Source organism: Acidobacteriota bacterium (assembly GCA_016195325.1).
Classification (GTDB): Bacteria; Acidobacteriota; Polarisedimenticolia; order JACPZX01; family JACPZX01; genus JACPZX01.
Genome location: JACPZX010000015.1, coordinates 1 through 20,525, shown reverse-complemented (window position 1 = coordinate 20,525; position 20,525 = coordinate 1). Strand labels below are relative to the sequence as shown.

The window sequence follows — 20,525 nt, the reverse complement described above, 5'->3', positions numbered from 1 at the left end:
CGTGCCGGGCCTCTACCTCCACCTCCCTTTCTGCGCGCGCCGCTGCGACTACTGCGACTTCTACGTCCTCGTGGGTCGGGACGACGCGAAGCCCGGCTTTGTCGAAACCCTGGCCGCCGAGATCCGGCGGGCCGGCGCCGGGGCGGTGGGGGATGAGCGGCGCGCCGACACGATCTACTTCGGCGGGGGGACGCCGTCGTCGCTGGCGCCAGCCGGCATCGCGGCGCTCATCGCGGCCTGCCGCGAGGCCTTCGAGGTGGCGCCGTACGCAGAAGTCACGCTCGAGGCCAACCCCGAGGGGATCGATCGCTCGTCGCTCGACGCGTGGCTCGCCGCCGGGGTGAACCGGCTCAGCGTCGGCGTGCAAGTCCTCGACGACGACGGGCTGCGTCGTCGGGGGCGACTCCACACGGCGGCGAAGGCCCTCGACTCGATCGATCTCGCCCACCGCGCGGGGTTCACGAACGTGAACGCCGATCTGATTGCGGGGCTCCCGACGGGGGATTTTGTGGAGGGGTTCGGCGCCGGCCTCCTCGCGCTCCTCGATCGCCGCCCCGAACACCTCAGCGTCTACCTCTTCGAGGCGGACAAGGACACGCCGCTGATGCGCGCGGTGCGCGCCGGGAGCGAGCGCCTTCCCGACGACGACGATGTCGCGGCGGCGTACGAGGCCGCGTGCGGCCTCACGCGCGCCTCCGGGTACGAGCAGTACGAGATCGCGAACTTCAGCCGCCCGGGGCGCCGGTCGCGCCACAACCTCAAGTACTGGACGGGGGAGCCGTACCTCGGCTTCGGCCCGGCGGCGCACTCGTTCTTCCGCGGCCGCCGCTACAGCGCGCCGCGCGATCTTGACGCTTGGACGGCGTCGGTGCGCGCCGGATCGCCGGCGGCGGAGGCCTCCTCCGACTACACGCTCGCCAGCCGTGAGTCCGCGGCTCGTGAGGCGCTCGTTCTGAATTTGCGCCTCACCGAGGGGGTCGATCTCGAGCTCTTCGACCGCATGTGGGGGACCGACGCCCGCGCCTGGATCCGCGACGGCGCAGCGGACGCCATCGACGCCGGGCTCATTTCCCTCGAGGGTGCACGCGCGCGGCTCACCGAGCGCGGGATGGTCCTCGCGAACGAGGTCTTCTCGCGGCTCACCTCAGCTTGAAGTCGACCACCACCGTCACGAAGACTTTCACGGCCCGGCCGTTCTGGAGCGCCGGCTCGTAGCGCCACTTCCTGACCGCGACCATCGCCGCCTCGTCGAAGACGGCCGAGCTCTTCAGCACCGTGACCGCCTCGACGTTTCCGTCGCGCCCGACGACGATCTCGAGGACGACGCGTCCTTCCATCCGCGAGATGCGCGCGAGCTCCGGGTAGGCGGGATCGACCCGGCGGACGAGCGACGGCGGCCGGATGTCTCCGGTGAGCCGTGCCGGCGGGTCGTCCGGGGGCGGAGCCGGCTCGATTCCGCCGGGAATGCCGTCGCGGGAGCCGAGGAGCGATCCATCGAGGACGCCGTTCACGTCACCCCCCGGCGTGCCTCCGGGTGTTCCGCCTTGGACCCCGCCGTTCTCCCCCGCCTCGACTCCTCGATCCTCCGACTCGATCGCGTCGACCGCGGGCGGCTGAGGAAGCTCGGGGACGACCTGAGGCTGGATCATCTCAGGGAGCTTCGCCTTCGGGGGGTCCTTCCGGCGCTCGGTGACGGCCGCGGCGGCGCTCCCCTTCGGAGGCGGGGCGACGACGAGCGGCGCGTGCGGGATGAAGATTCGGAGGGGGTCGACGTCGATCGGAGCCTGAATCGTCCCCACCGCGAGGCACGAGGCGAGGAGGAAAAGGCCGAGAGCGCCGACGTGCAGCGCCGAGGAGAGCGGGACGGAGAGCCTCTGGATCATGAGCACCTCCTGATGCATGGATCGACACCTCGGCTCGCGATCCGGGTGACGCCGCGAAGAAGGATTTCAGGGAACGTCGACCAGCCGGTAGATCGTCCCGCCGTAATCGACCACGAGGATCTCGCCGTTCTCGTCCTCGCCGAACGACGAAATGTTGAGCGCGGTGTCGAGGACGAGCTGCCGCGGGCCGCCCTCGAGGAGGAAGATCTCCCCGGTGCAGAAGTCGCCGAACAGGTACGCCCCGTCGGTGAAGGTTCCCGCCGTGCCCCGGTACGCGTACCCGCCGGTGACCGCGCAGCGCCCGCCTGCGTGATCGTACGTCTCGACGGGGGCGATGAAGCTCGGATCGCCGCAGCGCGCCGGCTCGATGCCGGTGCACTCGTCCCCCTCCATCACGCGCCAGCCGTAGTTGCCGCCGCGCGTGACGAGGTCTATCTCCTCCCTCGAATCCTGGCCGACGTCGCCGGCCCACAGATCGCCCGTGACCCTGTCGAAGGACCAGCGCCAGGGGTTCCTGAGGCCGAATGCCCAGATCTCGTGCGCTCCCCGGATCGCGACGAAGGGATTGTCGCCGGGGATCCCGTACGCCTTGCTCCCGGAATGACGGTCGACGTCGATCCGGAGCATCTTCCCGAGAAGCGTGTGGAGATCCTGGGCCCGGGCGCCGGGATCGTTCGCGAATCCGCCGTCACCCATCCCGACGTACAGGAATCCGTCCGGTCCGAACGCGAGCATCCCGCCGTTGTGGTTCGACGCGGGCTGTGGGATCGAGATGACGCGGTGCGACTTGCGCCGGCCGACGTTCGGATCGGACGGGGAGACTCGATGGGATTCGACGATCGTCCGGCCGTCTCCCTTGCGCGTGTAGTTCACGAAGAGGAGGCCGTTCACGGCGAAATCGGGATGAAAGGCGAGGCCGAGCAACCCCTGCTCGCCCCCCGACGTCTCGACGCGATCCGACAGATCGACGAAGACGGTCGGCGTGGCCGATCCGGGCTGGACCACCTTGACGAGGCCGTCCTGCTCCACGATGAAGAGGCGCCCCGTCCCGTCGCGCGCGCTGGTGACGAAGACCGGCCGCGAGAGGCCGGTGACGACCGGCTGCAGGTCGATTGCCGCGGCGGCCGCTGCGATCTGGAGCGCGAGGAGCGCCGTCGTCGCGAGTGTCCACCGCCGGAAGTCCATGACCTCATGATACCTCCGGCGCGGGCGTTTTCTTGACGGTTCTCCGGGCGGCCCGTAGAATCGCCTCACGGCGCGCGGTTTTCCGGGAGGAACGAGACCCTTGAACTTCGATCTGACCGACGAACAGGTTCAGGCAAGGCGGACCGCGCGGGACTTCGCGGAGAAGGAGATTCGCCCGAACGTCCGGACGATGGACGAGGCGGGGAAGTTCCCGAGGGATCTCTTCCGGAAGATGGGGGAGATGGGGTTCCTCGGCGTCTACTTCCCCCCCGAGTACGACGGCGCCGGCCTCTCGCTGGTCGAGTACGCGATCATCGTCGAGGAGATCTCTCGGGTGGACGGGTCCATCGGCCTCGGCGTCGCGGCGCACAACTCCCTCTGCTCGAACCACATCTACCTCTTCGGGAACGAGGCCCAGAAGCAGAAGTACCTCAAGCCCCTCGCCCGCGGCGACTTCATCGGCGCGTGGTCTCTCACCGAGCCGACCGCCGGCTCCGACGCCGGCGGCACGCGCACGCGCGCGGTGCGGGACGGCGATCACTTCGTCATCAACGGATCGAAGACCTTCACGACGCACGGGGCGACGGGGGACGTCTGCGTGATCTTCGCCGTCACCGATCCGACGAAGGGGAAGCACGGCATCTCCGCCTTCGCGATCGAGAAGGGGACGCCGGGATTCCGCCCCGGCAAGATCGAGGACAAGCTCGGGATGCGCGCGAGCGAGACCGCCGAGGTCCTGATGCAGGACTGCCGCGTGCACCGCGGCCAGATGCTCGGGAGCGAGGGGGAGGGGTTCGTCAACGCCCTCCAGATCCTCGACGGCGGCCGGATCGGCATCGCCGCCCTCGGCCTCGGGATGGCGCAGGGGGCGTACGAGACGGCGGTCGCCTACGCGAAGCAGCGCGAGCAGTTCGGCAAGCCCATCGCCTCGTTCCAGGCGATCCAGAACATGATCGCGGACATGGCGATGGACGTGGAGGCCTCGCGATGGCTCACGTACCGCTGCGCCTGGATGAAGCAGCAGGGGATGTCGGTGACGCGCGCGTCGGCGATGGCGAAGCTCCGCGCCAGCGAGACCGCGGTGCGCACGGCGGACCGGGCCGTGCAGATCCTCGGCGGCTACGGCTACACGAAGGACTTCCCCGCCGAGAAGTTCTACCGCGACGCGAAGCTCTGCACGATCGGCGAGGGGACGTCGGAGATCCAGCGCCTCGTCATCGCGCGGCAGGTCCTGGGGACGTCTTGACGGATCGATCCCCTCACGCTCTCGCGGGCGCGCTCCTCGCGGGCGACGTCGGGGCGATCGCGAGGGCGATCAGCCTCCTCGAGGACGGGTCGCCCGGCGCGCACGAGATCCTCAAGGCTGCGCACGCGAAGTCGGGGCGCGCCCAGCTCGTCGGCGTGACCGGGGCCCCCGGCGCCGGCAAGAGCACCCTCGTCGATGCCCTCGCGGCCGCTTACCGGAAGGCCGGCCGCCGCGTGGGGATCATCGCCGTGGATCCGACCAGCGCCTTCTCAGGGGGGGCCGTCCTCGGCGACCGGATCCGCATGCAGCGGCACAGCGCGGACCCCGACGTCTTCATCCGCAGCATGGCGACGCGGGGCCACTTCGGCGGCCTGGCGCGCGCGACGAGCGACGCCGCCGACGTCCTGGACGCCGCCGGGTACGACGTCGTCCTCATCGAGACGGTCGGGGTCGGCCAGGACGAGGTCGAGATCGTGCGGGCCGCCGACTGCGTGCTGGTGGTGCTCGTCCCCGGCCTCGGCGACGACGTCCAGGCGATCAAGGCGGGGCTCCTCGAGATCGCCGACGTCTACGTCCTGAACAAGGCCGACCGCGAGGGGGTCGATCGACTCGAGTCCGAGATCTCGATGATGCTCTCCCTCGCGGCCGACGGGGCGAAGAGGCGGCCGCCGATCGTGAGGACGGTCGCCACCGAGGGGACCGGGGTCGAGCCCCTCGTGGGCGCGATCCAGTCGGCCCGCGAGGCGGCCGAGTCGTCCGGGACGGCCGCCGAGCGGCGGCGCGAGCGGAGCCGGTTCCGGCTCGTCGAGCTGGTGAGGGAGCGCATCCTCTCGTGGGCGGTGGCCGACGCCGCGGGCGCGGGGGCCCTCGACGCGGCGGCGGAGGCCGTCTACCGGCGCGAGATCGATCCGTACGAGGCGGCCGACCGGATCCTCGGCGCGTTCGCCGCCCGGAGGGGGAAGGGGGCGCCGTGAAGATTCACCACATCGGGATCGCCGTGAGGTCCCTGAGGGAGAGCGTCCCCTTCTACCGCGACGCCCTCGGCCTCGCGGTCGCCTCGACCGAAGAGGTGCCGTCGGAGGGGGTGAGGGTCGCCTTCCTCCCCGCGGGCGAAGCGCGGCTCGAGCTCCTCGAGGCGCTGAGGCCCGACTCGCCCATCGCGAAGTTCGTCGCGAAAAACGGGGAGGGGATCCACCACGTCTGCTTCCAGGTCGACGACGTCGAGAAGTCCCTCGCCGTCCTGCGCGCCGGCGGCGCCGAGATCATCGAGCCCGCGATCCGCGTCGGCGCGGGAGGGCATCGCATCGCCTTCGTCCACCCGCGGTCCACGCACGGACTCCTCGTCGAGCTGAAGGAAGTGAAGGAAGGGGGGTCGCGATGAGCGCTCACTTCACGCCCGGGACGATGGTCGTCGTCTACCTCGGCGCTCCGCGCGAGAAGATCTGGGGGGTGCTGCGCACGCTGGACGGGATGGGGATCACCATCGAGGGGATCGATCTGCGGTCGTTCGACGAGTGCCTGCGCGGCGTCGCCGCGAAGGAGATCCACCCGGCCGACATCTCGCTCGCCTTCTTCCCGATCGGCCGCGTCGAGAAGATCCTCGTCGATCGCGGGAGCGACGACGTCCCGTCGATGGAAGAACAGTTCACGGCCCGCGTCGGCGTCGGGCTCGCCCAGTTCCTCGCGCGGGGCGAGCCGGCGAGGCGGGGATGATCAGCAACGATCTCGTCTGCCCGCGCTGTTCCGCGCTGCTGCGGCTCAGCGAGCGCCGGAGCCGAAAGGCCGGGAAGCTCATCTACGACTGCCGCGAGTGCGAGAAGCGCTTCTCGCTGCGGGCGGCGGGATCGGGCCTCGTGGAGGAAGCGCGCCTCGAGGACTCCGGCGCCGCGACCCAGCGCCTCCGGGCGCTGAGGCGGCCTCAGGGGCGCGAGAAGCTCGCGGAGGTGCGCGCCCCGTCCGCGAAGGGGGGGCTCCCCGGCGGCCTCGCGGTCAGCTTCGACGTCTCGGACGGCCCCGACCGCGGGCGCTCGCTCAGCGTGGTCCACTCCCGCTGCGTCATCGGGCGCGAGGAGGGGGAGGTGCAGATCCCCGATCCCCTCATCTCGAGGCGCCACGCCCTCGTCGAGATCTTCGACGTGGACACGATCATATTGAAGGATCTCTCCTCGACGAACGGCACCTTCCACAACGGCCGCCTCATCGATCACTGCAAGCTGCAGGACGGCGACGAGCTGCGCCTCGGCTCGACGATCCTGAGCGTGGTGGTGGAGCGGGCCGCGGAGACCTGATTCTTTCCATTGCGTGGAAGGTTTGTGCATTGCCGCTCGGCGCGCCTTGCACAAAGATTACATTCAATGTAATCTTTGTGCTATGAGAAGTGATCCCCGAAAGACCGAGCGTGCTCTTCGAAAAGTGGCAGGATCCCAGGGTGGCTACTTCACCGCGGCCGAGGCCCGCAAGGCCGGGTACGGCTATCGGCTCCAGCACTTCCACAGGACGAACGGCAACTGGCAACAGGTGGCTCGCGGTCTATACCGTTTTCCCGACCATCTCGAGTCACCGCACGACGACCTCATCCGGTGGTCCCTCTGGAGCCGCGATCGGCAAGGACGGACCCAGGCGGTCGTGTCCCACGAGACCGCACTCGTCATTCACGAGATATCGGACGTCATGCCGGCGAAGATCCACCTGACGGTTCCGCCGGGATTTCGGAAGAGGATCGCGCGAGCCTGCGTCCTTCATCGCGGTGTCATCCCGGACTCGGAGATCGAGGCGCGAGAGGGCTTTCTTCTGACGAAATCGCTCCAAACCCTCCGTGACGTTGCCGAAGGTGACCTGAGCCCCGAGCACCTCGCGGCCGCCATTCGGGACGCGCTCCGGAAGGGCCTGGTCCGCATGAAGGTGCTCCTGCAGGCACGAGTCTCACCCCACGCGCGCGAGCGGCTTCGAGATGCGCTGCTCGGCTTGTCGGAAGGACACGATTGAAGGACGTCCGGCGCGCGTACGAATCAGCCGCAGCGTTTCGCCGGGCCCTGACCGATCGGTTGCAGAAGCGCGGGCGCGAGCGGGGTGAGGATCTCCAGCGCCTCCATCGGCTCGTCGCCTTCGATCGACTCCTCGCCAGGCTGTTCCCGGAGAACGCATCGGTGCCGTGGGTACTGAAGGGCGGATGCGCTCTCGAGCTTCGGTACCATCTCGCCGCGAGGGCCACCGTCGACGTCGATCTCGCCGTCCCGAGGATCTCCGAACTCGGCCGAACACCCGGCGAAAGAATCGCCGATGTCCTGGATCGGCTTCGAGAGGCCACGGACACGGATCTCGGGGACGGTTTCGAAGTCAGAATCGAAGCGCAGGTACGGGAGTTCACGGCGCCACCCGAAGGCGGCGGGCGATTCCCCGTTGTCGTCCGCCTCGCGGGCCGCAGGTTCGCGAACTTTCACCTCGACATCGGAATGGGAGACGTCGTTCTCGAAGGGGCCGAGATTCTTGCAGGAGAGGAACTCCTGGCGTTCGCGGGCATCCCCGCCGCGCGGGTCTCGGTCGTCAGCGTATCGCAACAGTTCGCCGAGAAGTTTCACGCCTACACGCTTCCTCGCGACGGACGTGCGAACACGCGCGTCAAGGATCTCGTGGACCTGCTGATCATGATCGAGCGGGGCCCGCTCAATCCGCGCGGCGCGCGCGCCGCGATCGAGGCAACCTTCGCTCGCCGGGGGACGCATGCGATCCCGGTGAGAGTTCCGGACTCGCCGGCGGCGTGGGAGGCTCCCTACGCCCGGCTGGCCGAGGAGGCGGGACTCGGGACGCGAAGCGTGGAGGCCGCAGTACGTCGGCTGGCGGAGACGTGGATCGCGGTCGCTCGGGCGACCTGAGGAGAACACAAGCGCCTCACGCTGCCGAGCTGACCTTGTCGTTCCCCTCGCACCGGGCTTGCGTTCCTCCTCCCAATCGAATAGTGTTTACGAAATTCCAACGAGTGCCGTAGTCACTTCTCAAGAGTTACGTCCATTGACAATCATGTTGATGCCATCCGCTCCGTCCGAGTGGATTTCGCGCTCACCCGCCCTGCGCGCTGGAGGCTGCTCATGGCGCCACTCCTGACCACCGAGTCCACCTCGTTCACGCTGGACAACATGGGGCGATTCCTCGCCAACACGCTGCAGGAGGCCCTCGACAGCTCGACCGTCAGCCTCGCCGGGCGACGCAGGGATTTCGACGTCCTCGTGATCGGCGGCGGCACGTTCGGCGCCGTCCTGGCGGAGCACCTGTTCGTCACCGATGCGACGCGCAGCCGCAGGATTCTCGTCCTCGAGGCCGGCCCCTTCGTCCTGCCCGAGCACGTCCAGAACCTGCCGTACCTGGGCGGAGCTCCCGAGATGCGCGTGCCCTGGGTGAGCCATTCGGCGCTCAACTACGCGGGACTGCTCTTCGCCGTCGGAGGGCGATCGCTGACGTGGGGCGGCTGGTCGCCGGAGATGCTCGACTCGGAGCTTGCCGGATGGCCGAGAACGGTCCGCGACGCTCTTCGGGCCGGCTACTTCGAGGCGGCCAGCCGGCAGATCGGCGTGAGGGACACGAACGACTTCATCTACGGACCCCTCCACGTCGCGCTGCGCCGCCAGCTTCACGCCGGGCTCAAGGCGCCGGAAAACGCGACGGGGCTCGGGTTCGCCGAGCTTCTCGATCACCCCGCACTGCGTTACCTCGACCCGGGTCAGGCGCCCGTCGACGCCGCGCGATTGCGGGAGATGCTCGGGCTGCCGGTGATCGACACGACGCCCGAGCCCCGGCTGCGCGAGCTATTCAAGCTCGAGGCGCCTCTCGCCGTCCAATCCAGGACGCTGCCGGGGCTCTTTCCGATCAACAAGTTCAGCGCCGTGCCCGCGCTCACCCGGGCCGCTCGCCTCGCGAGCGCCGAGGCCGACGGCGTCGGTCCGGGCGCCGACGCGCGGAAGCGATTGATGATCGTGCCCGACTGCCACGTCCAGGAGCTGTTGACCGAGACGCAGGGGGACAACTGGGTGCGTGTCACCGGCGTGCGCGTCTGGCACAACGGCGCGTCGACGCACGTCCCGCTCGCGCCGCCGAGGAATGGCCGGCAGGGGGCCGTGCTGATCGCCCTCGGCACCGTCGAGACGACGCGCGTCGCCCTGACCACATTCCGGCAGTCTCTTGCGGGACGCGCCGCGGATCGGATGGGGACGAATCTCATCGCCCACCTGCGCTCGAACCTGACGATCCGCGTGCCGAGGAGCGCGATCGAGGCGAACCTGCCGGCCACCGAGCTGTCCAGCCTGCAGTGCTCCGCGCTCCTGGTGAAGGGAAGGACCCCGAACGGTCGCACGTTCCACTTCCAGATCACCGCGAGCGGGCTGCAGAAGCTCGGGGCCGATTCGGAGGCCGAGCTGTTCAAGAAGATCCCCACGGTCGAGCACCTGCAGGACATGCTCCGGGCGACGGACGACACCGTGGTGATCACGATCCGCGGTATCGGCGAGATGACGACGCGCAATCCCGACAGCTTCATCGAGCTCTCGGCCGCGGACCTGGACTTCCAGCGTCCCAGGGCGGTCGTGCACCTCGGCAACGCCAAGGCGGCTCCGCAGGCGTCTCATGGAAGCGCGCAGACGCAGGACGATCGGGCCACCTGGGACTCGATGGACGCCGTCTCCGACAGGATCGCGCTCATCTTCGCGGGAGACGCGCCGTTCGACGTTCTCGCAGGCGCGAACCGCACGATCCCCGTCCCCGCCGGCACACGGGCGGAGCGACTTGCCGCGCTCGCCGCCCACGTGGACCGGCGCGACGATCTGGGCACGACGCACCACGACGCCGGATCGATGAGAATGGGCGACGACGTCGCCGACTCCGTGACGAATGAGTTCGGCCGGATCCACGACACGACCAACTGCTACCTGGCTGGGCCGGCGCTCTTCCCGACTCTCGGATCGCCGAATCCGATGCTCACGGGCGTCGCACTGGCCAGACGCACCGGCGACCTGCTCAACGCCGGCGTTCTTCCCGGCCCCGATCCGGTCGCCAGCCCGCAGCCGGAGCTCGGCTTCCGCCCTCTTTTCGACGGAACGGCAGCCACGTTCAAGAACTGGCGCCTCGCCGGTCCTCCGGGAGGCGGCATGCTGCACGTCAACGGTGAGATGGTCAGCTACGGCGAGGGAGGTCTTCGGCTCTTCTACTACGCCACGGAACTGTTCGGCGACTTCACGCTGCGCCTGCAGTTCCGTATCTTCGATTCCATCACCCACAACAGCGGGGTGTTCGTCCGGTTTCCGAGGCCGTCGCTCGACCTCGCCGCCGCGCTCGGGCCGCGGACTGCCGGCGAGCCGTCCTGGGACCCCGGCAATCCCGCCTGGAAACCCGTGATCGCGGGATTCGAGGTCCAGATCGACGACAACGCGAGGGGGGACTCGACGAAGGACTTCTACGGCGTGCGCCCGGAGCCCGACGGCCTCTTCAAGAACCGCACGGGCGCCATCTACAAGATTCAGGCGGGAGATCGCATCTGGCACCTGGACCGGAATGAGCCCGAGATCCAGACGTACCGGCCGGGCCCCGCGCTCGTGCCGGGAGTCTGGTTCGAGTACGAAATCGCAGTCCAGGGTGACGACTACACCGTGTTCCTGGTCGATTCACGTGACGGCCGGCGGACGCAGACGACGACCTTCCGTAATGCCGACGCCTTCCGGGGACGCTCGCCGGGCTGCATCGGCATCCAGGTCTACTCGGGAAGTGCCGTCGCGTGGCGCCACGTCCGGATTAAGACGTGATTCGGTTCGACACTTCTGTACGGCGCGGCGAAAACGCCGCGGATTCTTCTGATGGAGGCGTCCCATGACCGGAAGAAAGAAGACGACGAGTTCCCCGAGATCCGCTCGATCCCCCAGGCGGCGGGTGGCGCGCGCGCCGCACGTCCGGCACTTCTCGACGCACATCCTGAGCGGGCCGCCCGCGCCGGTGGTCCGCAAGTCGGCCGATCTGCTGACGGCCCAGGAGCAGGGGGTGTTCAAGAACGCCGTCACCCGGGCGATCGCGGACGGCATCTACTCGCGCCTGGTCCGCATCCATGCCGACATGACGCACGACATGCACACGATGCCGGGCATGGGGACCACCGGGACACAGAGGTTTCTTCCGTGGCACCGCCTCTACCTGATCAAGTTCGAGCAGGCGATGCGCGCCTTCGAGCCGACGTTCTGTGTGCCGTACTGGCGCTGGATGGATCGCTCCGCAATCCCGGCGTGGCTGGCGTCGTTCAGGCCGTCCGGGGTCACCGACACGAACGGCCATCCGATCCCCGTGACGCGCGCGCCGGGAACCGATCAGACCGCCCCGACGCTTCCGACGTCGGCGCAGATCCAGGCGTCGGTGATGAGCCGGAACGACTACCGGACCTTCACGCTCGCGCTGGAGGGGGCGCAGCCTTTCGGCGCGCACAACCTGGTCCACGTCTGGTTCAACGGGACGATGAGCAACGTCCCGACGGCGCCGGCGGATCCGATGTTCTGGATGCACCACGCGGAGCTCGACCGCCTCTGGACCGTGTGGGCGGCCGCGCATACGGGCCAGGTCCCGAGCCTCACGGGTGCCAAGAGAATCCTCGATCCCTGGCCCGAGTCGGCCGGTGACGCGCTCGACACGCACGTGGGCGAGTATGCGTACTCGTACGACAGGATGACCCTCTGATCCGAGCGCACGAGCCAGCGACGGCCGGGGCGATCCAGCAGGAGCTCGGCGACGTCACGCCGCCGAGATGACCTTGTCCTTCCCCTCGCGCTTGGCCTGGTAGAGGGCGGCGTCGGCCTTCTTGAGGAGCTCCGCGACGGAGCGGCGGGCCGACTTCGGGTACGACGAGATCCCGATGCTCATCGTCGTGCCGAAGAGCTTCTTCCCCTCGCGGACGCGGATGTCGCCGACCGTCCGGCGGATGCGCTCGGCGATGACGATGGCCTCGGGGCTCTCGGTCTCCGGCAGCAGGATCGAGAACTCCTCGCCGCCGTAGCGGCAGGGGATGTCGTGGGATCGCAGGTTGGCCTGGATCACCTCGCCGACGCGCCTCAGGAAGCGATCCCCCGCGAGGTGGCCGTGCTCGTCGTTCACCGCCTTGAAGGAGTCGATGTCCATCATCAGGACCGAGAAGGAGTGGCCGTAGCGGCGGGCGCGGTTCAGCTCCTCGTCGAGGCGCTGGTGAAAGTAGTCCTTGAGGTAGAGCTTGGTGAGCTGGTCCACGGTCGCCATCTCGTAGTAGCGCGCGTTCTCGATGGCGATCGCGGCGGTCTGCCCGATGGCGGCGAGCGTCTCCTGGTGCCGCGCGGTGTACGCGTCCACCCGGGGCGATGACACGGCGAGGACGCCGATCACCTCGCTGTCGAGCCGCACGAGCGGGATCGCGAGGACGGAGCGGAGCCCCGAGTCCATGTCCGAGAGGTCGATCCGCTGCTCCTGGCGCGCGGCCAGGAGATCGCGGATCTGCACGGAGCGGCCGCTCTTGATGACCCACGACACCGCGTCGCGCCCGAGGGGGTCGGTGCGCGGCTCCCGCCTCTGCCCGTCGCGCACGAGGTAGGCGGAGTGCACCTCGGCCCGCTCCCTGTTGTAGAGCGCGATCGCGAATGAGGCGGTGTCGACGAGCCGGGCGCACTGCGCGTGGATCGTCTCGAAGACGCGATCGAGATCGAGGCTCGCCGCGATCTCGCGGCCGATGCTGTTGAGCGCCTCGAGCTGCTGCGCTCGGTGGACGAGCTCCTCGTTCGAGTGCCGCAGCTCCTCCTGCGCGAGGTTCAGGTTCTTGAGGAGGACGCTCGCGAAGAGGGTGGTGATCCCCAGCATCAGGAAGGCGCCGAATCCCGCCGCGGCGTGGACGACGACCATCACCGTCGCCAGGGGGACGGTGTAGGCCAGCTCGACGAGGAATATGTAGAGGTAGTGCCTCACGTAGGCCGCGACCGATTCGCCGCGGACGCCGACCGAGAGGCCCATCAGCGCGAGGTTGACCGCGTTCATCACGATGAACAGGAGGATGAGCGCGGCGAGGAGCCTGAGCGTGAGCCCCGAGCTCACCGTCGCCGGCAGGCCGAGGGCCTGCGCGGTCAGCTCGCCGGCGGTCGTCATCGCGATCAGGATGGCGCTGTTGATGAGGGCGATCGCCGCGTTGGCGGCGAAGGTGGGCTCCTCGCGGCTCCGCATGACGCTCCCCAGCACGGCCGTCCCGGCTCCCACGAGAGCGGTCGCGGGCGTGGGGAGGACGAGGAGCGCGGTGAGGAGATACGCCATGTCGAGCGAGACGCTCGTCTTCGGGAAGATCGAGAAGGAGAAGCGCCACGAGAGAGCCGCGAGAAGGGTGAAAACCGCGACGTCGCCGACGCGGCCGGTCAGGTTCGGCGCGAGCGCGATCGTTCTCGCCGCGAGCGCCAGGTAGGCGAGGATTCCCGCGGCGGCGGCGAAGAAGGCGAACGCGGTGCGTCGTGTGGGTTCCATGCGGCCTCGCGCGGGCGGATCCAATATACCGGACGTGATCCGCGTTGCAAGCGGATCGCTTGACGATCGAAGGCCCCAAGCTACAATCGCGCGATGAATCGTCTCCCCGGCCTCGCTCTCGTCTCGGCTCTCGCCGTTCTCGCGCCCCGCGCCGCCGTCGCCGCGCCCGAGCCGCCCGCGGCCGCCGCTGCGCCCCGCATCCACTGGCTCCCCTTCAACGAGGCCGCTCTCAAGACCGCCGCCGACGCGGGAAAGCCGATCCTCCTCGACATCTCCGCGGCCTGGGATCACTCCGCGCAGGTCATGTCGACCCTGACCTACGCCGAGCCCGCCGTCGTCGCGCTCGTCGAGTCGTCGTACGTGCCCGTCCGCGTGGACACCGACGACCGTCCCGACCTGTTCGCGCGCTACGGCATGGGAGGATGGCCGACCACGGCGATCCTCCTCCCCGACGGGCAGCCCGTCTACTATCCCGACAAGGACGACAGGGTGTCGCGGGCGGGCGGGCTCTTCTATCCCCCCGACACGTTCCGGGCGTACTTCTCGCAGCTCGCGGCGTACTACGCGAAGAACACCGAGATGGTCACGCGCGTCACGCGCAACGTGGACGACAAGATCCTCGAGAAACGGAACGTCGAGACGGGGGCCGTCACCGCCGAAGCCGTCGAGTCGATCGTCGCGAAGATCCTCGACACCTACAAGTTCCGCCCCGACGTTCCCGAGCCCGGAGAGCGGCATCCCGACTTCGACATGGCCGAGCTCACCTTCGCCTACTGGGCGCGCAAGGCCGATCGGAAGGTCCTCGACGCGGGCCTGGGGCACCTCACCGAGATCTCCCGCGGGGGCGTCTACGATCAGCTCGGCGGCGGATTCCATCGCTACGCGCACGACACGATGTACCTCGTCCCCTCGTTCGAGAAGCTCCCGGTGACGCAGGCGGGCGCGATCCGCGCCTTTCTCGACGCCTTCGAGGTCACGGGCAACGGCGTCTACCTGAACGTCGCGACGGGGACGATCGATCACGTGCTGAAGCACGGAATCGATCCCGTCTCGAAGGCCTTCATCGGCGCGATGGCGTCGGGGGCCTCGGTCGCCGACAACGGCGACTACTACACGTGGACCGAGGACGAGGCGAAGGCGGTGCTCGACGAGGAGGAGTTCAAGGTCGCGAGCGTGGGGTGGAACATCTTCCCGACCGGGGAGATGGTCGACGTGGCGCCGAAGCGCAACGTCCTGTTCGTCGCGGAGGGGCCGAAGGCCCTGGCCGTCCATCTCAAGATCGACGAGAAGCACGCCGGCGATGTCCTCGAGTCGGCGCGCGCGAAGCTCCTGAAGGCCCGGGATGCCCGACCCACGCCCCCCACGGACCCTCGCGCCTTCGGCGACTCGGGGTCGGCTCTCGCCTCCGCGTTCCTGCATGCGGGGCGGATCCTCCACCGGGACGATCTCACGGGCCAGGCTCTCGCGGCCGTCGACGCGCTCTCGCAGCGATGCGTGCGCCCGGACGGCCTGCTCGCCCACGCATGCGAGCCGGCCGCGGGGACGCGCAGCACCGAGGCCTTCCTCGCCGACCAGGCGGCGTTCGTCAACGCGCTCCTCGACGTTCACGAGCAGGCCGGGGCCGCAACGCCCCTCGCGCAGGCCCGCACCCTCGCCGACAGGGCCACCACGCGGTTCAAGGACGCGATCGCGGGAGGGCTCTCCGATCGCGCGATCGACGCCGCCGCCCCCGGTCTCCTCTCGTGGCCGGTGCGCGATCTGAAGGACAACATGGAGATGGTGAGGGGGCTCCGCCGACTGGGCCACCTCACCGGCGAGAGGGCCTTCCTCGATCGCGCGAAGAAGATCCTCGAGTCGTTCGCGGACGAGATCGGCGCGTACGGGGAGCACGCGGCGCCGTTCGCCCTCACCGCCTCCATGCTGCTGAACCCTCCGCTCGAGATCCTCGTCGTCGGGGATCCGGGTGACCCGGCGACGGTGAAGGCGCGCGAGCGGGCCCTCTCGCTCTACCATCCGTGGCGCGTCGTCCGGCACTACGCCGCGAGCGACGGCCGCGCCGCCCTGCACGCGAAGGGGCTCAAGGCCCTCGACGGCGCGCAGGTCGCCTTCTGCGTGGGGGCCGAGTGCGCCGGCCCCTACCCGGGGGACGAGCCGATGCGCAAGCATCTCGAGGCGTTCCTGAGCCCGGGCTCGAAGGGGGCCGTCGCGGCGCCGGAATCGAAAACCGGGAAAAACGGGGAATCGAAGGGAGGAAGCTGACGTGGCCGAGGCCGACATCGGGATCATCGGAGGGACCGGGCTCTACCAGCCGGACGAGATCGAGGCGGTGCGCGAGGTGCGCATCGACACCCCGTTCGGCGCCCCCTCCGACGTCTTCCACGTGGGGACGTGGCGGGGCCGCAAGGTCGCCTTCCTCGCGAGGCACGGCCGGGGGCACGTGCTCAGCCCCACCGAGATCAACTACCGGGCGAACATCTACGCCTTCAAGGTGCTGGGCGTCGCGCGCATCATCTCGGCGAGCGCCGTGGGGAGCCTGCGCGACGACATCCACCCCATGGACGTCGTCATTCCCGACCAGTTCTTCGACAGGACGCGCCAGCGCCCGCAGACCTTCTTCGGCGACGGCCTCGTCGCCCACGTCTCGCTCGCCGATCCGACCTGCGCCGTCGTCCGCGCCGCGCTGACCTCCGCGTGCCGCGAGGCGGGGGCCCGCTTCCACGATCGCGGGACGTATCTCTGCATCGAGGGGCCGCAGTTCTCGACGCGCGCGGAATCTCAGGCCTACCGCGCCATGAAGGCGAGCGTCATCGGGATGACCAACCTCCCGGAGGCGCGCCTCGCCCGCGAGGCCGAGATCTGCTACGGCACTCTCGCCCTCGTCACCGACTACGACTGCTGGCACGTCGCCGAGCAGGCCGTGACGGTCGACGCCGTCCTCGGCTACCTCAAGAGGAACGCCGAGACGGCCCGCGCCGTCATGTCGCGCGCCGTCGAGACGCTTCCCGTCGGGCGCGACTGCCCGTGCGCGACGGCCCTCGCCTCCGCCGTCATCACGGAGCGGTCGGCGATCGCGCCGGTCGTGAGGGAGAAGCTGAGGCCCATCGTCGGGAGGTACCTCGCGTGAGCCGGATCCTCGCCGTCGGATCGGTCGCCTACGACAGCATCGAGACCCCCTTCGGGAAGCGGACGGAGATCCTCGCCGGCTCCGCCACCTACTTCGCCCTCGCCGCGCGCCACTTCGCAAAGGTTTCGGTGGTCGCCGCCGTCGGGGACGACTTCCGGAAGGAGGATCTCGACGTCCTCGCCTCGCGGGGGATCGACGTGAGCGGCGTCGAGCGCAAGCCCGGGCGCACCTTCAGGTGGGCCGCGAAGTACACGGACGATCTCCGCGGGCGGACTACCCTCGCGACGGAGCTCGGGGTCTTCGCCGAGTTCAAGCCGCGCGTGCCGGCCTCGCAGTCCGGCTCCCCGTACCTGTTCCTCGGCAACATCGATCCCGATCTGCAGCGCGGCGTCCACGCCGGGATGGAGCGCCCATCGCTTGTCGTCTGCGACACGATGAACTTCTGGATCGAGGGGCGGCGCGAGGCGCTCGACAGGACGCTGAAGGTCATCGATCTCCTCGTCATCAACGACGAGGAGGCGATCCTCCTGTCGGGGGAGGGGAACCTCGCGCGCGCCGCGGGAAAGATCCTCGGGATGGGGCCGAAGGCTCTCGTCGTGAAGCGCGGCGAGCACGGCGCCGCCGTCTTCGGGAAGGGGTACGTCCTCTTCGTCCCCGCGCTGATCCTCGACGGCGTCGTCGATCCGACCGGAGCGGGGGACACCTTCGCGGGGGGCCTCGTCGGCTGCCTCGCGGCTCTCGATCTCGGGGGCTCGCGGGCTCTCGACGAGCCGTCGATGCGCCTCGCGGTCTCGGCCGGAACCGCGCTCGCGTCGTTCACGGTGCAGGGGTTCGGCGTCGAGTCGCTCGTCGGCGTCACGCCCGCCGCGATCGCGGAGCGCCACGCGCAGCTCCTGAAGCTCGCGGGATGGAGCGGCCTGAAGCTCCCGCTCGGCGTTTCCGCCTGACCAAGCCTGCGGCGCGCCGCGATCCGATGCGGCCGTCGGTCCTCGTCCCCGGCCTCGCGCTCGCCGCGGTCGGCACAGCCCTCCTCGGCGTCCGGATCGGCAACCCGTGGCTCCTCCCGCTCCTCAACGCGGCCCCTGCGTACGCCGTGATGCTCCGCCTCGTCGTTTCCGGGAGGCGGTTCGCCGCGTTCCTCTCGATCGTCTGGTGGGCCGCGTGCCTCGGCGCGTCGATGACGGTCCTCTGCGCCGTGGACCCGTGGGGGACGGCGACGGCGGCCGTGCATCACGGCCCCGAGTACTTCCAGGAGATGCGCGCGTGGGTCGAGACAGGCCGTGGGTGCGAGTCGACCCCCGCCTGCTTCGTCCCGGTCCACCTTCGCCACGCGGCGATCTTCATGGCCCTCGCGCTCGCCTCCGCCGGGGCGCTCGCCCTCGTTCTCGGCGCCGTCCTGATGAACTACATGGCCTACTTCGTCGGCTCTCTCACCGCCGCGGCCGTCACCCCCGTCGCCGTCGCCGCGATCTCGTGGTTTCCGTGGTCCCTCGTCCGCATCGTCTCCTTCATCGCCCTCGGCACGGCGCTCGCCGAGCCCCTCGTCTTCCGCGTCACGCGCCGGCCGGCGCCGCCGGGGCGGGCGATCTGGATCGCGGTCGCCCTCGCCGGCCTCCTCCTCGACATCGCGCTCAAGGCGTGGCTCGCCCCGCGCTGGCCGTTCCTTCTGCGCCCGCTCCTGCACGGCTGATTGACAGGGCCGGCGGGAGGCCTCTATTATCTCCAAGGATCTGACAGGTGAGGACTTATGCCTAGAGTCGTGGAAGGACATCTCGGCGCGAAGGGGCTTCGCGTCGCCATCGTCGCCAGCCGGTTCAACGAATCGCTCGTCTCTCGCCTCCTCGCGGGGGCGGTCGACTGCCTCACGCGCCACGGCGCGGAGGACTCCGCGATCACCATCGTCCGCGTCCCGGGATCGTTCGAGCTGCCGGGGATCGTGCGGCGCCTCGCCCTCGCGAAAAAGCACGACGCGATCGTCGCCCTCGGCGTCCTCATCCGCGGCGAGACGCCGCACTTCGATCTGATCGCGGCCGACGTGACGCGCGGCCTCGGGGCGATCGCCGCCGAGACCGGTGTCCCCGTCGCCTTCGGGGTCCTCACCGCCGAGACGTCCGAGCAGGCGGCCGAGCGCGCCGGCGGGAAAATGGGGAACCGGGGCTGGGACGCGGCCATCGCGGCGATCGAGATGGCGAACCTGGGGCGCGAGCTTGGCTGAGATCCGCGAGAGCACCGCGATAGGGGAGAGGCGGCGGGCGAGAGAGTACGCGCTGCAGCTCCTCTTCCAGCTCGACCTCTCCCCGGAGGGGACGGTCGAGGCGGCGGCGGCATTCTGGGAGGGGAAGAAGGTCCGCGCGTCGATCGTCGAGTTCGCCGACACCCTGGTGAAGGGGACGGTCCTCCACCAGGCGTGGCTCGACGCGACGCTCAGCTCCATCTCCCATCACTGGCGCATCCCGCGCATGGCGGTCGTCGATCGCAACATCCTCAGGCTCGCCCTCTACGAGCTGGTCTTCGAGACGGCCACACCTCCCATCGTCGTCATCAACGAGGCGATCGAGATCGCGAAGAAGTTCGGCAACGAGGAGTCGGGGCCGTTCGTGAACGGGATCCTCGACGCGATCCGGCTCCGCCTCGAGTCGGGGGAGATCGCACTTCCCCCGGCGGTCGCCCCGGGCGCGATCAAGACGCCGGCCTGAAGCTCTGGCTGCTAGACTTGCCCTCGGTTGCGAGGGATTTCGGTTTGAGCCCAAGAGCAGCACGAGCTAGATCTTCAGGTCGGTCGGCGGTCAGAGAGTCGACTCTCAGGCCGTACTCGGCCACACTAGGCACCCTTCTCTCGAGCGTGGACCTCCTGCGCCGTAGCGTCTCCCGGAAACTCGATCCGAATCACCGCGCGGAGATGGGGCAGTTCTTCACCCCGGCATCCGTTGCGGAGTTCATGGCAGGATTGTTCGACTTCTCCGCTCCGGCCGTTCGAGTCCTGGATCCTGGAGCCGGGATAGGGTCGCTCTCGGCAGCTTTCGTAGCAGCCGCATGCAGAGCGAACAAGCCCCCCAGCGTCATCAAGCTGACTGCGTACGAAGTTGATCCCGCTCTCTCCTCTCATCTCAACGAAACTTTGAACCTGTGCCGCACGACCGCGGGGGCGGCCGGAATTCGACTCGAAGCTCAGGTGATCCCGCATGATTTCCTCGAATGCGGAACCCGGGCCTTGACGGCGAGCCTGTTCGAGGACGCGTCGCGAGATCGCTTTGACTGCGTCGTGCTCAACCCGCCGTACAGGAAAATGCGAACGGAGTCACGAGAGCGAAGGCTGCTCCGGCGCATCGGCATCGAGACCAGCAACCTGTACTCGGGTTTTCTGGCGCTAGCCTCTCAACTCCTTGAGCCCGGCGGCCAGCTCGTCGCCATCACTCCACGGAGTTTCTGCAATGGTACCTATTTCGAGGCCTTCCGACGCTCGTTCCTGAGCACCGTGCGCTTCCGCAGGCTGCACGTGTTCGAGTCGCGGGATCGAGCCTTCTCGGACGATGATGTCTTGCAGGAGAATGTGATCTTTCGCGCCGATCGAATCACCAGTTCGGATGGTGTCGTG

General features: G+C 69.1%; 20 protein-coding genes. 17 read left to right on the top strand and 3 right to left on the bottom strand.

Features of this window, described 5'->3' with window-relative positions:
• The first annotated feature begins 1 nt into the window (after position 1).
• A complete protein-coding gene (hemW, locus tag HY049_02495; GenBank protein MBI3447783.1) occupies positions 2 to 1,153 on the top strand; it encodes a radical SAM family heme chaperone HemW in 1,152 nt (383 codons plus the stop codon).
• Here hemW and HY049_02490 read toward each other — a convergent pair.
• Positions 1,140 to 1,883: an energy transducer TonB gene (locus HY049_02490; protein ID MBI3447782.1), complete on the bottom strand. Its 744-nt coding sequence runs from the start codon at positions 1,881 to 1,883 to the stop codon at positions 1,140 to 1,142. The two genes, hemW and HY049_02490, sit on opposite strands and share 14 nt — an antisense overlap.
• Before the next feature lie 66 nt (positions 1,884 to 1,949).
• On the bottom strand, positions 1,950 to 3,068 hold the full coding sequence (locus HY049_02485) for a PQQ-dependent sugar dehydrogenase (GenBank protein MBI3447781.1): 1,119 nt from the start codon (positions 3,066 to 3,068) through the stop codon (positions 1,950 to 1,952).
• Between the two features lie 100 nt (positions 3,069 to 3,168).
• Between HY049_02485 and HY049_02480 the strand changes: the two genes are divergently transcribed.
• From HY049_02480 to HY049_02440, 9 genes are all read left to right on the top strand, one after another.
• Positions 3,169 to 4,314 carry an acyl-CoA dehydrogenase gene (locus HY049_02480; protein MBI3447780.1) on the top strand — a complete coding sequence of 382 codons (1,146 nt, stop codon included), beginning with the start codon at positions 3,169 to 3,171 and terminating at the stop codon, positions 4,312 to 4,314.
• The gene (gene meaB / locus HY049_02475; protein MBI3447779.1) at positions 4,311 to 5,288 is read left to right on the top strand and encodes a methylmalonyl Co-A mutase-associated GTPase MeaB; all 978 of its coding nucleotides are present in this window, start codon (positions 4,311 to 4,313) and stop codon (positions 5,286 to 5,288) included. The genes HY049_02480 and meaB overlap by 4 nt, the downstream gene beginning before the upstream one ends.
• Complete coding sequence (gene mce / locus HY049_02470; protein MBI3447778.1) at positions 5,285 to 5,695, top strand: methylmalonyl-CoA epimerase; 411 nt, start codon at positions 5,285 to 5,287, stop codon at positions 5,693 to 5,695. Before meaB ends, mce begins: the two co-directional genes overlap by 4 nt.
• Entirely contained in the window at positions 5,692 to 6,027 is a 336-nt protein-coding gene (locus tag HY049_02465) for a hypothetical protein (GenBank protein MBI3447777.1), read from the top strand. Before mce ends, HY049_02465 begins: the two co-directional genes overlap by 4 nt.
• On the top strand, positions 6,024 to 6,602 hold the full coding sequence (locus tag HY049_02460; GenBank protein MBI3447776.1) for an FHA domain-containing protein: 579 nt from the start codon (positions 6,024 to 6,026) through the stop codon (positions 6,600 to 6,602). The genes HY049_02465 and HY049_02460 overlap by 4 nt, the downstream gene beginning before the upstream one ends.
• A 124-nt stretch (positions 6,603 to 6,726) precedes the next feature.
• Positions 6,727 to 7,299 (top strand): hypothetical protein, encoded by a 573-nt coding sequence (locus HY049_02455; protein MBI3447775.1) that lies wholly within the window; start codon positions 6,727 to 6,729, stop codon positions 7,297 to 7,299.
• Complete coding sequence (locus tag HY049_02450; GenBank protein ID MBI3447774.1) at positions 7,296 to 8,186, top strand: nucleotidyl transferase AbiEii/AbiGii toxin family protein; 891 nt, start codon at positions 7,296 to 7,298, stop codon at positions 8,184 to 8,186. Before HY049_02455 ends, HY049_02450 begins: the two co-directional genes overlap by 4 nt.
• Positions 8,187 to 8,399: 213 nt before the next feature.
• Positions 8,400 to 11,099 (top strand): DUF1080 domain-containing protein, encoded by a 2,700-nt coding sequence (locus HY049_02445; GenBank protein MBI3447773.1) that lies wholly within the window; start codon positions 8,400 to 8,402, stop codon positions 11,097 to 11,099.
• Positions 11,100 to 11,163: 64 nt separating this feature from the next.
• Positions 11,164 to 12,015, top strand: a complete 852-nt coding sequence (locus HY049_02440; GenBank protein ID MBI3447772.1) for a tyrosinase family protein — start codon at positions 11,164 to 11,166, stop codon at positions 12,013 to 12,015.
• A gap of 54 nt (positions 12,016 to 12,069) precedes the next feature.
• Here the strand turns inward: HY049_02440 and HY049_02435 are convergent, their stop codons facing one another.
• The gene (locus HY049_02435; GenBank protein ID MBI3447771.1) at positions 12,070 to 13,806 is read right to left on the bottom strand and encodes a GGDEF domain-containing protein; all 1,737 of its coding nucleotides are present in this window, start codon (positions 13,804 to 13,806) and stop codon (positions 12,070 to 12,072) included.
• A 93-nt stretch (positions 13,807 to 13,899) separates the two neighbouring features.
• Here HY049_02435 and HY049_02430 point away from each other — a divergent pair, with 93 nt between their 5' ends.
• The 7 genes from HY049_02430 to HY049_02400 all read left to right on the top strand — a co-directional run.
• Entirely contained in the window at positions 13,900 to 16,065 is a 2,166-nt protein-coding gene (locus HY049_02430; protein MBI3447770.1) for a thioredoxin domain-containing protein, read from the top strand.
• 1 nt (position 16,066) lies between these two features.
• Positions 16,067 to 16,930: an S-methyl-5'-thioadenosine phosphorylase gene (gene mtnP, locus HY049_02425; protein ID MBI3447769.1), complete on the top strand. Its 864-nt coding sequence runs from the start codon at positions 16,067 to 16,069 to the stop codon at positions 16,928 to 16,930.
• A gap of 5 nt (positions 16,931 to 16,935) precedes the next feature.
• On the top strand, positions 16,936 to 17,877 hold the full coding sequence (locus tag HY049_02420; GenBank protein MBI3447768.1) for a sugar kinase: 942 nt from the start codon (positions 16,936 to 16,938) through the stop codon (positions 17,875 to 17,877).
• On the top strand, positions 17,838 to 18,620 hold the full coding sequence (locus tag HY049_02415; GenBank protein MBI3447767.1) for a hypothetical protein: 783 nt from the start codon (positions 17,838 to 17,840) through the stop codon (positions 18,618 to 18,620). Before HY049_02420 ends, HY049_02415 begins: the two co-directional genes overlap by 40 nt.
• 57 nt (positions 18,621 to 18,677) lie before the next feature.
• Positions 18,678 to 19,145 (top strand): 6,7-dimethyl-8-ribityllumazine synthase, encoded by a 468-nt coding sequence (locus HY049_02410; GenBank protein ID MBI3447766.1) that lies wholly within the window; start codon positions 18,678 to 18,680, stop codon positions 19,143 to 19,145.
• Positions 19,146 to 19,164: 19 nt separating this feature from the next.
• Positions 19,165 to 19,626: a transcription antitermination factor NusB gene (gene nusB / locus HY049_02405; GenBank protein MBI3447765.1), complete on the top strand. Its 462-nt coding sequence runs from the start codon at positions 19,165 to 19,167 to the stop codon at positions 19,624 to 19,626.
• A 203-nt stretch (positions 19,627 to 19,829) separates the two neighbouring features.
• The coding region (locus tag HY049_02400; GenBank protein ID MBI3447764.1) for an Eco57I restriction-modification methylase domain-containing protein at positions 19,830 to 20,525 on the top strand (696 nt) is incomplete at its 3' end.